Source organism: Mycolicibacterium rhodesiae, assembly GCF_002086695.1.
Classification (GTDB): domain Bacteria; phylum Actinomycetota; class Actinomycetes; order Mycobacteriales; family Mycobacteriaceae; genus Mycobacterium; species Mycobacterium rhodesiae.
In genome coordinates this window covers 1-13,219 of the sequence record NZ_MVIH01000020.1, presented here as the reverse complement: position 1 = coordinate 13,219, position 13,219 = coordinate 1, and the positions used below count along the sequence as shown (strand labels likewise).

The following is a 13,219-nucleotide window of genomic DNA, read 5'->3' as shown; positions in this document are numbered from 1 at the left end:
GACCGGGCCGGCTAACCGGTGGTGTGAACGATCAGCACGTCGCTCTTGGACCGGCGTGCCACGTTGGCCGGGACCGAGCCCAGCAGGCGGCCGGCGATCGTGCTCAAGCCGACGTTGCCGACGATCAGGAGATCGGCGCCGACCTCTTCAGCCAAGTCCACCAAGGCGTCAACCGGAGCGCCGACAACAGCGCGTTCTTCGACTTCGGCGGCACCTGCGGCCTTCGCGCGGTCGCGTGCCTCGCGCAGGATCGCGTAGATGGGGGCGTTACCCGCCATCTTGTAGCCCTCGTCCTTCAGCAGGTCGGCTGCGCGGGTGTCCTCATTGGCCGGGAAATAGGCGGTCGCCACGATGACTTTGGAGCCAGGTTCGGAGGCGAGGTAGCCTGCCCGGTCGACTGCACGCAGCGATGAATCCGAGCCGTCCGTGCCGACGACCACGGTCTTGTAACCGCCCATTCGTACCCTCCAGTCTCCAATTTCAACGCCACCCGGAACACTATCGCTCCTGAACCTCACAAGGGTGCGATTCACGTCACGCGGCAATTCCGGCGCGCCGCGCCAGGCCACTCTACCGGGGAAAATAGCGTCCCCGACAGTTGCGTGAGCCGTGCGACAGCGCCCGAAATTGCATATCCACATCGCATCCGATTCGGCATTGTCGGTGCTGCCACATCAATGATGTCCAATGGACTCAATTCAAAACCGCGCGAATTCTGGCCGGCACGACCCATAGTTCGCCGGACAGGATTGGTGGGCTGCGGGTTAACGTTTGGCCCACCATCGACCGCGGTACAGGACGATCCACGTGAGTATCACCCTTCGACCCGAACGGGTCCTCGACGACGAGCAGCGGCGCGGCGCCCCCGCGCGACCGCTCGACGCCGCGTGGGTGGCGGTGTTCGCCGCTGCGCTGAGCGCCGCCGGAGCGGCGCGTCCATCGCTGTGGTTCGACGAGGCTGCCACGATCTCGGCGTCTACCAGGCCGATACCCGACTTGTGGCGCATGCTCGGCAACATCGACGCCGTTCACGGCCTGTACTACTTCCTCATGCACGGCTGGTTCGCGGTGTTCCCCGCGACCGAGTTCTGGTCGCGGTTGTCCAGTTCCGTCGCCGTCGGCGTGGCAGCCGCCGGTGTCGTGGTGCTGGGCCGAATCCTGTCGACGCGCTCAGTGGCGGTCGCCGCAGGTTTGGTTTTCGCGATGCTCCCCCGCGTCACGTGGGCCGGGATGGAAGCCCGCTCCTATGCCCTGACCATGGTGGCCGGCGTCTGGCTCACGGTGCTGTGTGTGGTCGCGCTGCGGCGCGACCGGCCGAGATGGTGGCTCGGATATGCAATTGCGGCGATCGGCGCGACGCTGTTGAACGTCTTCTCGATCCTGCTGCTGCCGGTGCACGCCGCGATGGTCGCGACCATGGCCGAATCCAGGACGGCGCGGTGGCGGTGGGTGCTGGCAGCGTCGGCGGTCTGCGCTGCGACGTGCCCGTTCCTGTTCTTCGCGCAGAGCCAGCTGTTCCAGGTGGGGTGGATTTCGTCGCTGAGCGGCCGAACTGCCGGAATGCTCTTGGTAGACCAGTACTTTGACCATTCGACACCTGTCGCGGTGCTGTGCGGGCTGCTGGGTCTCGCCGGCCTGGTGTCGTGGCGGCGGTCCGGGTGGCGCCCGCGACGTCTGGTCGTGATCGCTGTGGCGTGGATCGTGTTGCCTACCCTTGTGGTGCTTGGCTATTCGATGCTGCGCGATCCGCTCTACTACCCGCGCTACCTGTCGTTCACGGCTCCCGCCATGGCGCTCCTCCTCGGCGCCTGCATCGTGGAGCTCGGCCGCTGTTCCCGCCCGTGGATCACCGCCCTGCTCGTGGTGTTCGCGATCGCGGCGACCCCGAACTACCTGGCTCAGCGCGGGCCGTACGCCAAGGAGGGCATGGACTACAGCCAAGTCGCCGACGTCATCACCCGGCACGCGGCCCCGGGCGACTGCCTCGTGATGGACAACTCGACCGCATGGAAACCCGGCCCGATCCGGCCGCTGATCGCCGCGCGACCCTCGGCGTTCGCCAAGCTGCGCGACTACGGCCGCGGCCCGACAGGCATCCAACGAAACATGTTGTGGGACGCCCATATTGCCGTCTGGGCGTGGGCGGACAAGATGCCCTACTGCCCGGCGATCTGGACGGTGTCCGAGCACGACAAGTCCTTGCCGCGGCACGAGCAGGGCCCCGCGCTGCACGCGGGTCCGCGACTCGGGCGGGCGATGGCCTACCAGGTGCCCTACCGATTCGGCTTCCGCATCGTCGAACGCTGGCAGTTCAACTTCGCACAGGTAACCAAGTCACTTCGCTGATGCGTCACCGGACATCAAACGGGTACGCCGTGACGATGACGTGCACTGCCGAAGCCTATGTGCCGCGCACCCGCGACCTCGGCGAGCTTGCTGAGGCGGCTCGGAGCTGCCGGGGATGCGACCTGTACCGCGACGCCGACCAAACGGTGTTCGGCGAAGGCGCGGCGCGCGCGCCGATGATGTTGGTCGGCGAACAGCCAGGCGATCAGGAGGACCGCCAGGGCCGGCCCTTCGTCGGCCCGGCCGGCAAGCTCCTGGACGAAGCCCTGGCCGCCGCGGATATCGATCGCGGACGCCTCTATGTCACCAACGCCGTCAAACATTTCAAGTTCACCCGCACCAGCGGCACCCGGCGCATCCACAAGACGCCGAGCCGCACCGAAGTGGTGGCCTGCCGGCCCTGGCTCTTTGCCGAAATCACCTCTGTCGAACCGCAAGTCGTGGTGTTGCTGGGCGCCACGGCCGCACAAGCATTGCTGGGCAGTGGTTTTCGGCTCACCGCCCACCGGGGCGAAGAATTGCGGCTACCGACCGATCCGGACCTCGGCGTGGATCCGAGCGTGGTCACGACGACACATCCGTCGGCGATCCTGCGGGGTCCGGCCGAGCAGCGGGCCACAAAATTCGACGCTCTGGTCGCCGACCTGCAATTCGCCGCGGGGCTAGTATCCGGCTGAAGAGAAAGCGAGCGCCGATGCCCGCACCCGCCGAAAGCCTCACCATGCGACTGCGTGACGGGCGGTCGGTGTGTTACGCGCAGTATGGCGCCCCCGATGGCACGGTCGTCGTCAACGCTCACGGCGGACTGGCCTGCCGGCTGGATGTGGCTTCCGCCGACGCCGCCGCGCGCCGCGCCGGCGTCCGGTTGATCTCACCGGACCGGCCCGGGATCGGTGGATCCGACCCGCAGCCCGGCCGCACTCTCATGGACTGGGCCTTCGACGTGGCCGACCTGATGGACCAGCTAGGCGTCGGGCGATTCGCCGGGATGGGCTGGTCGATGGGCGGCCAGTACGCGGCCGCGCTCGGGTGGGCGCTGCCCGACCGAGTACGGCGGGTGGCGATCGTCGCCGGGGTGCTGCCGCTGACCGAGCCGGGAGTGTTCGCGCGACTTCCGGCGTTCGACCGGATCTACACCCGGCTGTCCCAACGTGCGCCGTGGCTGGTCAACCCGTGCTTCGCCGCGATGGCGCTGGCCGCGCGACGGGCGCCCGCGCTATACGGGCGCCTCGCCGCCGGCCAGCTGGGCGCGGCGGACGCTGCCGTGTTGCGTGACGAGGGCTACGACGAGTTCGCCCGGATGTCGGCCGAGGCCCTGCGCCGGCCCGACGGCGTCGCCGAGGACTACCGGGCCTGGATGCGACCGTGGGGCTTCGCCCCCGAGCAGATCACCGTCCCGACCGACGTCTGGGGCGGTCAGCAGGACGAACTGGTCGACCACGCCTGGCCGCCCGCGCTGGCCCGCCGCATTCCCGGCGCCACCTTGCACGAGCGACCCGGCGGACACTTCCTGGCTCACCTCTACTACCCGGACATCTTCGCGAGCTTGCTGGATTAGTTACCGAACCACCGGTTCGCCGGCGGCAGTTCGGTGCCCAGCAGGGCCCCTGCCGGAGCACCGGATTCGGTTCCCGCCTTCGCCGACCAGCCCGTGCCGACGCACAGCAGGTCACGCGGCGTCGAGATGGTCGACGGCAACGGAATCCCGAAGCCCGGGATCCCGGGGATCGTGATCTGCGGCGGCGAGAGCAGCGTCGCCACACCCTGCGCCATGGTCGGCAGCAGCTGCGCCGGCGGCGTGGGCAGGGTGCCCGCGGCGTCGGAGATCGGTGCCGACGGGATCAGCGTTCCGAGGCCGCCCGGCGTGGGTCCGATGTAGCTGCCCGGACCGCCCGGCAGCACCGTCGGCGGGGTCGGCGGGGTCGGTACCCGATTGCCGCCCGGCGTACCCGGCACCGCCGCGGGCGGAGTCGGGAGCCCGGCTCCTCCGCCGCCGCCCGGACCGCCTGGCATCGCTGCGGGCGGCGTGCCCGGCGTCACGATGTTGTTGGTGAACGGCGTGCCCGGCACCGCGGCAGGCGGAGTGGGCAGGCCAGCGCCGCCACCGCCACCCGGACCACCCGGGACCGCACCCGGAGGCGTCGGAACTCCACCACCGCCACCGCCACCCGGACCACCCGGAACGGCACCCGGAGGCGTCGGAACTCCACCACCGCCACCGCCACCCGGACCACCCGGGACCGCACCCGGAGGCGTCGGAACTCCACCACCGCCGCCACCACCCGGACCACCGGGCACAGCGGCCGGCGGAGTCGGGATACCGGCGCCACCGCCGGCGTCAGCGGCCGCGGGCAGCGCCCCGGGTGGGGCGGGCACACCGGCTGCGGCAGCGGCGATGTCGGCCGCGGGCACACCGGCCGACGGTGCGACGACACCCGAGGCGTCGGCGACCGGCGCGCCTACGGCGCCACCAGCCCCGGCCTCGCCTGCGCCACCACCGCCACCGGCTCCAGCTCCAGCGGCTGCGAGTCCGGAGTTGTCGGAGACCGCAGCGGCCGGCGCACCGGCTGCTCCGGAGTTGTCGGTGATCGGCGCCGCGGCGGGAACAGCGGCGCCGGCGTTGTCTGTGATCGGCGCGGCCGGGACGCCGGCGGGGCCGGGGATGCCGCCGCCGTCGCCGACCGGCACGCCGGGCACGCCGGCCGGTGGGGTCGGCACACCGCCACCGGTGCCACCACCGGGACCACCCGGGACGGCAGCCGGAGGCGTCGGCAATCCACCACCGGTACCTTCCCCCGGGCCACCGGGAACTGCGGCGGGCGGGGTCGGCAGACCGCCACCGGTGCCCTCACCGGGGGTGCCGGGAACCGCGGCCGGCGGGGTCGGCAGACCGCCGCCAGTGCCCTCCCCGGGGGTACCGGGCACGGCAGCCGGCGGGGTCGAACCGGTCTCGACGAGGTTGCTCCCGGGCGTACCGGGGACCGCGGCGGGCGGGGTCGGCAGACCGCCACCAGTGCCCTCACCGTGGGCGCCGGGAACGGCAGCCGGCGGGGTCGGAAGCGACTCATCGCCCGGGGTTCCCGGCGTTCCGGGGATCACCTGCGGCGGCGTCGGCGGGATTTCCATGCCGGGGGTTCCGGGGGTGCCGGGCACCGCCACGGGTGTTCCAGGCACATTCACGTTGACCGGGACGCCGGGGCCACCGGGGACCGCGGCGGGCGGGGTGACGATGCCCGGGGTGGATGCCGCGCTGGGCACACCCGGCAGGGTGACCGGCGGAGTTCCGGGAACGTTGAGCATGCCGCCGCCGAGCGGGACGCCCGGCACCGACGCTCCTGGCGGCGGCAGCGTGCCGGACGCATCGTTGATCACGTTGCCGGGCACCGCGGCCGGCGGAATCCCTGGCGTGTTGACGGTGAGCTGGTTCGAGCCGCCGGGGACGCCGGGAACCTCGGCCGGAGGCGTGGACACCGAGCCCCCGGCGTCGCCACCGGGGACCGCCGCCGGCGGAACCGGCGGGGTTCCGCCCGAGCCCGGGATCGAGCCACCGGGGACCTCGGCAGGTGGAACCGGCGGAGTCACAACGGATTCGGGCACAACATCACCCGGGACCGCGGCCGGCGGAACCGGCGGAGTTCCACCGCCACCACCGCCGGGAACACCCGGGACGCCCGCGGGCGGAGTACCCGGGACGTCACCACCACCGCCGCCGGGGATGCCCGGAACACCGGCAGGCGGAGTACCCGGGACATCGCCACCGCCGCCACCGGGAACACCCGGAACACCGGCAGGCGGAGTACCCGGGACGTCACCACCACCGCCGCCGGGGATGCCCGGCACGCCGGCGGGCGGCCCGGGCGGGACCGCGCCGCCGCCGGGGACAGCGGCGGGAGGAGCTGCAGCCGGCGGCGCGGGCGCCAGACCGGAGGCGTCGGCGAGCGGGGCGGCCGGAACACCGGCCGCCGGTGCGGGAGGAACGAGTCCGTTGGCATCAGCGATCGGAGCGCCCGCATCGCCGGCACCGGCAGGCAGAGCGCCGGGCGCGCCGGGGCCACCGGCACCCGAGCCTCCGCCGGCACCGCCGGCACCTGGGCCGCCGGCACCGCCACCGGGCGCAGCGCCTCCGCCACCACCGGGCAGACCGGCAGCCGCGTCGCTCACCGGGGCACCGCCCGCGCCGGCACCGCCGTTGGGCACGCCCGCTGCGTCGCTGACGGGAGCGCTGGGCACGCCTCCGGGCGGGGTGGGAATACCGCCACCGGCACCGCCGGGAGGAGTACCGGGAACGCCACCGGGCACACCCGGAATACCGCCACCGCCACCGCCGGGAGGAGTACCGGGAACGCCACCGGGCACACCCGGAATACCGCCACCCCCTCCGCCGGGAGGAGTACCGGGAACGCCACCGGGCACACCCGGAATACCGCCACCGCCACCACCGGGAGGAGTGCCCGGGACGCCGAGCGGTGTACCGGGGACGCCGCCGCCACCGGGAACGCCGGGCGCGCCGGGAACCGCGGCAGGTGGCGTGGGGATGCCGCGTGTCGTGCTGGTTCCGGGTGCACCGGGGACGGACGCCGGCGGGACGGTCACGCCGCCGGTGCCGGGCATCCCGGGCGAGCCGGGAGCGCTGGCCGGTGGGACACGAATCGAGCCGGGCACAGTCGCGGGCGGGATGGGCCCGCCTGCAGTCGGCGGGTTGTTCGTGAAGAGCGTGTTCGACGTGCCGGGGATGCCCTGGGACAGGTCGGGGGGCGTCGTGAGGCCTTGGTGAAGGATGCCCATGCACGGAACACCGGGGCTGCCGAGGTCGGCAACCGCACGGGGGCTGAACAGCGGAGCCGTCCAGAAAAACCCCGCCGTCGCCATGGCAGTGACCGCCGCCACGCGAGAGGTGGTCCGAGACATCATTTCCCCGTTTCTGTGAGAGGCCTGCCAGGGAAACTACAGACGTGTAAGTACCTAACCGGGGCCAGCCATTCGGGGGGTTACCGAACTGTTGCTAAGCGGTGTTGTCGCGGTTACTCCCGCGACAATTTGATCGCGCAAACACTTGCTGAACTGCAGGTCGCGCCGCGAACCCGATCAGGACTTGCGGGCGCGCTTCAACACCCTGTCCAGGTCCTTGCCGCTGACACCCCGCAGTTCGGCCTGTCGGACCTTGTGCAGCACGAGCGGACAGCGCTTGCAGCGTGGCGCGCTTCGACAGCACTTCTTCTTCGGCTTCGCCACGGCAGGCAACGGTACCGAGATCAAGATCAGAGCGAGTGACGGGATTCGAACCCGTGTAAACGGCTTTGCAGGCCGGTGCCTAGCCTCTCAGCCACACCCGCGTGTCAGGCGACACTTTTCCAGCGCTGCCGCGACTCGCCCATCCTTTGGCTCAGCGTGATTGCTGCCCGCGCCGCCGCCGGGCGAATACGGTGGCGACATGCAGATCTGGTTGGCCGACCCGCCGTTGCTCGGCGGTCCCGGACAGGGCACCCGGCAGATCGTCGAGCTCCTGATCGCGTTCGGGCTGACGGCATTGATCGGCCTGGAGCGCGAGATTCACGGCAAGAGCGCCGGCCTGCGTACCCAGGCGATCGTCGGTACCGCGTCAGCGCTGATCCTGATCGTCAGCAAGTACGGCTTCTCCGACGTGCTGAGCACCGGCCTGGTCGAGGTCGACCCGTCACGGGTGGCCGCCCAGATCGTGTCCGGCATCGGCTTCCTCGGCGCCGGGCTGATCATCACCCGGCAGGGCGCCGTGCACGGACTGACCACGGCGGCGGCGATCTGGGAGTGCGCGGCCATCGGCATGGCCGCCGCCGCGGGGCTGGTCAAGCTCGCGATCATCGTGACGATCCTGCACTTCGTGATCGTGTTGGGCTTCAACCCGCTCAGTAGGCGCCTGACCGCGCGACTGGCCGGCTCGGTGCGATTGCGAGTCACCTACGACGTCGATCGCGGCGTGCTGACCCGCATCCTCGCCACCTGTGAGAAGCACCAGTGGAGCCTCACCGAGCTGAGTACCGACAGCGACGGTGGTGTCATGTTGACGTTGTCGGGCACCCAAATCCTGCGCGCCCCAACCATAGTCGCAGCGATAGCCGGTGTCACCGGGGTGCACCGGCTCGACGAGAAGGACGAGTAGGCCTCAGTCCGCCCGGCCGCGCCCGGATCGGTAGGACGCCACAAAGCCCACGGCCGCCAGAACAGCGAACGCACCGAACATCAGCCGGCTCGCGCTCGCATCGGTCGTAACTCGCAGATTCACCACGACACCCGCCAGCCCCGCGCCGAACGCTCCGCACATCAGCTGCACAGTGTTGATCGCAGCCGCGGCCACCGCCTGCTGAGGCGCGTCGTCGACCACCGAGCCCATCGCCCACGCCGAGAGATGCGGCCACGCCATCCCGATACCGGAGCCCGTGATAGCCAGTGCCACCGCCCACAGGGCTACGACTGTTGTTGGCGCACCGTCGGTTTGGGTCACTGCCGCCAGCGCCAGACCGGCGGCCATCACCAGTGGGGCGATCGCCACCACCCGTACCGTGATCCGGGCATTGGTGATCGACGCGCTGGCGATCTCCCCAACCGTCCAGCCCACCGATAGCGCGGCGCCCAGGAAGCCCGCCACCACCGGCGCCAGCCCACCCAGCCGCTGACCGAACAGCGGTACGTACATGTCCACCATCGTGGCCGCCATCAACAGACCCAAAGTCAAGTAGATCCACTTCAACGGCCCTGGTTCAAAAGCTTTGCGCGGCAACACCGCTGCCGAAGCCCGGCGGTCCACGACAATGAACATCCCCACCAGCACCGCACCCACGATCAGCAGTCCCGCGATGGCGCCCGCATCGCGCGGAATCACCGCCGCGCTGATCGTCAGCGCTGCCACACCGAGAAGAAGCAACGACCACACCGGGATTCGTGTCCGGGGCGGCTGGTGGTCGGTGTCGGCCCGTCCCGGCAACGCCAGCGGCACCAGCGCGCTCATCGCCACCGCGAGAACCGCGAGCAAACCGAATCCGCCTCGCCACAAACCGAATTGGGCGAACAAGCCGCCGGTGGCCGGACCCACCAGGGTGCCCACTCCCCACATCGCCGAGACCACCGCCGACGCGCGGGTCCACAACCGATCCGGCAACGCCGCACTGATCACCGCATAGCCGAGACCGGCCAACACGCCACCGGCCAGGCCTTGCACCACCCGACCGCCGAGAAGCAGCGGCATCGACGGCGCCAGCGTGCACAGTGCACTGCCCGCAGCGAACGACAGCAACGCGCCCAGATACGCCGCGCGCGGGCCGAATCGGGTCAGAACCGGGCCCACCGTCGTCGCCGCGGTCACCGACGCGACCAGATACACCGTCGTCACCCAGGCGTAGAGCCGCTCACCACCGATGTCGGCGACGGCGCTCGGCAGCAGGCTGATGGTGATGAATTCGTTGATGGCGTAGATCGCCACCCCGCCGGCCAGCACGATGACCGCGCCGAGATAGTCGCGGCCCAGCAGCTCGCGCCAGCTGCCTGCGGCCGATGCGGTGGTCTCGGTCATGGCATCACCGTAAAGGCTCAACCGCGGTTGAGCTCAAGTGCGCCCGGCTATTTCAGCCCGGCCGCATCCATACCGCGAAGTTCCTTCTTCAGATCCGCGATCTCGTCGCGAATCCGCGCGGCCAACTCGAACTGCAGGTCGCGCGCCGCCGCCATCATCTGCGCGGTCAAATCCTTGATCAGGTCGGCGAGTTCGGCCCGCGGCATGTTCGAGGTGTCGCGGCCCTCGACGATGCCCGCGCTGACCGCGCGGCCCGGCTCGCCCTGCGCACGCCGGCCCCGCGAGGCATTGCGGCCCGAGCCGCCGACCTCGATCGCTTCGGTATCGTCGGCCTCCCGGTACACCTGATCGAGGATGTCGGCGATCTTCTTGCGCAACGGCTGCGGGTCGATGCCGCGCTCTTCGTTGTAGGCGATCTGCTTGGCGCGGCGCCGCTCGGTCTCGTCGATGGCTTCCTTCATCGAATCGGTGAGCTTGTCGGCGTACATGTGCACCTCGCCGGACACGTTGCGCGCCGCGCGGCCGATCGTCTGGATCAGGCTTCGCGTGGAGCGCAGGAACCCCTCCTTGTCGGCGTCCAGAATCGCCACCAGGGACACCTCGGGGAGGTCCAGGCCCTCGCGGAGGAGGTTGATACCGACCAGCACGTCGTACTCGCCGAGGCGCAGCTGCCGCAGCAGCTCGACCCGGCGCAAGGTGTCGACCTCGGAGTGCAGGTAGCGCACCCGGATACCCATCTCGAGCAGGTAGTCGGTGAGGTCCTCGGCCATCTTCTTGGTCAGCGTGGTGACCAGGACCCGCTCGTCGCGTTCGGTGCGCGCCCGGATCTCGCCGATCAGGTCGTCGATCTGCCCCTTGGTGGGCTTGACCACGACCTTCGGGTCGATCAGACCGGTCGGGCGGATCACCTGCTCGACGAATTCACCACTGGTCTGGCTGAGCTCATACGGCCCCGGCGTCGCCGACAGGTACACCGTCTGGCCGATTCGGTCGGCGAACTCTTCCCAGGTCAGCGGCCGGTTGTCCACCGCGGACGGCAGCCGGAAGCCGAACTCGACGAGGTTGCGCTTGCGGGACATGTCGCCTTCGTACATGCCACCGATCTGGGGGACGGTGACGTGCGACTCGTCGATCACCAGCAGGAAGTCCTCGGGGAAGTAGTCCAGCAGCGTCGCGGGCGCCGAGCCGGCCGGCCTGCCGTCGATGTGACGCGAATAGTTCTCGATGCCCGAACAGAAGCCGACCTGGCGCATCATCTCGATGTCGTAATTGGTCCGCATCCGCAACCGCTGCGCCTCGAGCAGCTTGCCCTGGTTCTCCAGCTCGGACAGCCGCTCGGCCAGCTCCTGCTGGATCGTCGAGATGGCGATCGCCATCCGCTCCGGACCCGCCACGTAGTGGGTGGCCGGGAAGATCCGCAGCGAGTCGACCTGGCGGACGACATCGCCGGTCAGCGGGTGCAGGTAGTACAGCGCCTCGATCTCGTCGCCGAAGAACTCGATGCGAACCGCCAGCTCCTCGTAGGACGGGATGATCTCCACGGTGTCGCCACGCACCCGGAACGAACCACGGGTGAAGGACAAGTCGTTGCGGGTGTACTGCACGTCGACCAGCAGTCGCAGCAGCCCGTCCCGCGGCACCTCGGTGCCGACCTCCAATTCGACCGACCGGTCGAGGTAGGACTGCGGAGTGCCCAGGCCGTAGATGCACGACACCGAAGCGACGACGACGACGTCGCGTCGGGACAGCAGGCTCGATGTCGCCGAGTGGCGCAACCGCTCCACATCGTCGTTGATCGAGCTGTCCTTCTCGATGTAGGTGTCGGTCTGGGCGATGTACGCCTCAGGCTGGTAGTAGTCGTAGTACGAGACGAAGTATTCAACGGCGTTGTGCGGCAACATCTCCCGCAACTCGTTGGCCAACTGGGCAGCCAGCGTCTTGTTGGGCGCCATCACCAGGGTGGGCCGCTGCAGCCGCTCGATCAGCCACGCCGTGGTCGCGGACTTACCGGTGCCCGTCGCACCGAGCAGCACGACGTCGCGCTCCCCCGCCCTGATCCGGCGTTCCAGCTCCTCGATCGCGGCGGGCTGGTCTCCGGCGGGCTCGTACTCACTGATCACCTGGAACTCGGCGCCGCTGCGCACCAGGCCGTCCACGGCGTCGGCGGCAGGTCGGTACTCCGAGTGCGCGATCACCGGGTGTTCGGTAGCGAATGCCATGTCCCCAGGTTAAGCGTCCCCACCGACACATTCATTCCTCGTTACGCTTGCGCGGTGACCGTCCATCCGCCCAAGCAGGAGACGTTCGACCTGGTCGCCTACACCAACACCGACCCGAAGGGCGTCGTGCGGGCCGTCGACGAATACGTGGTCACGCCGTGGGGTCTGTACATGGCCCGCCCCACCCCAGGTCGCGCCCAGTTTCACTACCTGGAGTCGTGGCTGCTGCCGTCGCTGGGGCTGCGGGCCAATGTCTTCCACTTCAACCCCGGTTACGAACGGCCGCAGGACTATTACCTCGACGTCGGCGCGATCACAGTCGGTGACACCGCGTGGCAGGCCGAGGACCACTACCTCGACCTGGTGGTCTACGCCGGTGACCGCACCGACCTCATCGACACCGACGAGCTGTTCGCCGCCCACCGCGAGGGCCTGCTGACCACCGAGACCGCCGAGGCCGCCCTGCAGTGCGTCGTCGGCGCCGTGGACGGTCTCGCTCGTCACGACCATGACCTCAATGCGTGGCTATCCGCCGAGGGAATGACACTGACCTGGCGCTGATCGGCTTCGGGCGGGCAACGAATCGGCAGTCCCCGACCGGACGGGTAGTCTGCCTAGCTATGAGCTCCACCTCGCGCGGATGGCTGAGCATCGTCGCCGCGGCCGCCCTGGTCGTGGGTTCTCAGTTAACGGCTGCGACCGCGCTGGCCGACCCGGATCCCGCGCCCCCGCCGACCCCCGTGGCCTCCGATGACGCCAACCCGCAGCTGCTGCACAACATCACCTACCGGGCCAGGGCGGATGGGACGTCACGCGGCGCCGTGGTCGCGTACAAGATCGACGACAACAACGTCAACAGCGACCAACCCACGCTGCTGCCGGGGATGACGTTCGAGGTCAACACGGTTCTGCACGATCCCAAGAAGGCCGGCATGGAGCTGTCCATCCAGTGGCCCTACGGATCGAATCTGCACTGCGAGATCCTGGTGGACGACCAGATCGTGGCGCAGGCGGACCAGTTCATCGCTCCCCGGCTGTTCCGCCCCAAGGACGACCCGCTCTACGGCACCATCCAGTGCGGCGCGCCCCTCGATACGCCCGCCCCGAACGC

11 protein-coding genes and 1 tRNA gene are annotated in these 13,219 nt (G+C 69.9%); 6 read left to right on the top strand and 6 right to left on the bottom strand.

Annotation, left to right across the window (positions count from 1 at the left end):
- Positions 1-11 precede the first annotated feature (11 nt).
- Positions 12-458 (bottom strand): universal stress protein, encoded by a 447-nt coding sequence (locus tag BST42_RS25585; protein WP_083122457.1) that lies wholly within the window; start codon positions 456-458, stop codon positions 12-14.
- Between the two features lie 349 nt (positions 459-807).
- Here BST42_RS25585 and BST42_RS25580 point away from each other — a divergent pair, with 349 nt between their 5' ends.
- From BST42_RS25580 to BST42_RS25570, 3 genes are read left to right on the top strand one after another with little or no spacing between them, the layout of a single operon-like run.
- A complete protein-coding gene (locus tag BST42_RS25580; RefSeq protein WP_083122453.1) occupies positions 808-2,346 on the top strand; it encodes a glycosyltransferase family 39 protein in 1,539 nt (512 codons plus the stop codon).
- 35 nt (positions 2,347-2,381) lie between these two features.
- Complete coding sequence (locus BST42_RS25575) at positions 2,382-3,023, top strand: UdgX family uracil-DNA binding protein (RefSeq protein ID WP_083122563.1); 642 nt, start codon at positions 2,382-2,384, stop codon at positions 3,021-3,023.
- 17 nt (positions 3,024-3,040) lie between these two features.
- Positions 3,041-3,904, top strand: coding sequence for an alpha/beta fold hydrolase (locus tag BST42_RS25570; RefSeq protein ID WP_083122451.1), 864 nt, complete (start codon positions 3,041-3,043; stop codon positions 3,902-3,904).
- Here BST42_RS25570 and BST42_RS29730 read toward each other — a convergent pair.
- The 3 genes from BST42_RS29730 to BST42_RS25555 all read right to left on the bottom strand — a co-directional run bounded on the left by BST42_RS29730 (position 3,901) and on the right by BST42_RS25555 (position 7,679).
- Complete coding sequence (locus BST42_RS29730; RefSeq protein ID WP_165760933.1) at positions 3,901-7,233, bottom strand: hypothetical protein; 3,333 nt, start codon at positions 7,231-7,233, stop codon at positions 3,901-3,903. The two genes, BST42_RS25570 and BST42_RS29730, sit on opposite strands and share 4 nt — an antisense overlap.
- 198 nt (positions 7,234-7,431) lie before the next feature.
- Positions 7,432-7,578, bottom strand: a complete 147-nt coding sequence (locus BST42_RS29210) for a hypothetical protein (protein ID WP_165760932.1) — start codon at positions 7,576-7,578, stop codon at positions 7,432-7,434.
- A 30-nt stretch (positions 7,579-7,608) separates the two neighbouring features.
- Positions 7,609-7,679: transfer RNA gene (locus BST42_RS25555), tRNA-Cys, on the bottom strand.
- 98 nt (positions 7,680-7,777) lie between these two features.
- On the opposite strand from BST42_RS25555, the gene BST42_RS25550 reads away from it, so the two are divergent.
- Positions 7,778-8,482, top strand: a complete 705-nt coding sequence (locus BST42_RS25550) for an MgtC/SapB family protein (protein ID WP_083122561.1) — start codon at positions 7,778-7,780, stop codon at positions 8,480-8,482.
- 3 nt (positions 8,483-8,485) lie between these two features.
- Here BST42_RS25550 and BST42_RS25545 read toward each other — a convergent pair whose 3' ends face one another.
- Complete coding sequence (locus BST42_RS25545) at positions 8,486-9,889, bottom strand: MFS transporter (RefSeq protein WP_083122440.1); 1,404 nt, start codon at positions 9,887-9,889, stop codon at positions 8,486-8,488.
- Positions 9,890-9,936: 47 nt separating this feature from the next.
- The gene (gene uvrB, locus BST42_RS25540; RefSeq protein ID WP_083122437.1) at positions 9,937-12,108 is read right to left on the bottom strand and encodes an excinuclease ABC subunit UvrB; all 2,172 of its coding nucleotides are present in this window, start codon (positions 12,106-12,108) and stop codon (positions 9,937-9,939) included.
- Between the two features lie 54 nt (positions 12,109-12,162).
- Here uvrB and BST42_RS25535 point away from each other — a divergent pair, with 54 nt between their 5' ends.
- Positions 12,163-12,669: a ribonuclease FAU-1 family protein gene (locus tag BST42_RS25535; RefSeq protein ID WP_083122434.1), complete on the top strand. Its 507-nt coding sequence runs from the start codon at positions 12,163-12,165 to the stop codon at positions 12,667-12,669.
- 59 nt (positions 12,670-12,728) lie between these two features.
- Positions 12,729-13,219, top strand: a 491-nt coding sequence (locus BST42_RS25530; protein ID WP_110918782.1) for a hypothetical protein, incomplete at its 3' end; no start/stop codon positions are given.

Excerpts from the sequence above, each read along its gene's own strand:
- BST42_RS25550 (WP_083122561.1), top strand. The coding sequence starts at position 7,778 with ATGCAGATCTGGTTGGCCGACCCGCCGTTGCTCGGCGGTCCCGGACAG.
- uvrB (WP_083122437.1), bottom strand. The coding sequence starts at position 12,108 with ATGGCATTCGCTACCGAACACCCGGTGATCGCGCACTCGGAGTACCGA.
- BST42_RS25575 (WP_083122563.1), top strand. The coding sequence starts at position 2,382 with ATGACGTGCACTGCCGAAGCCTATGTGCCGCGCACCCGCGACCTCGGC.
- BST42_RS25585 (WP_083122457.1), bottom strand. The coding sequence starts at position 458 with ATGGGCGGTTACAAGACCGTGGTCGTCGGCACGGACGGCTCGGATTCA.
- BST42_RS25570 (WP_083122451.1), top strand. The coding sequence starts at position 3,041 with ATGCCCGCACCCGCCGAAAGCCTCACCATGCGACTGCGTGACGGGCGG.
- BST42_RS25545 (WP_083122440.1), bottom strand. The coding sequence starts at position 9,889 with ATGACCGAGACCACCGCATCGGCCGCAGGCAGCTGGCGCGAGCTGCTG.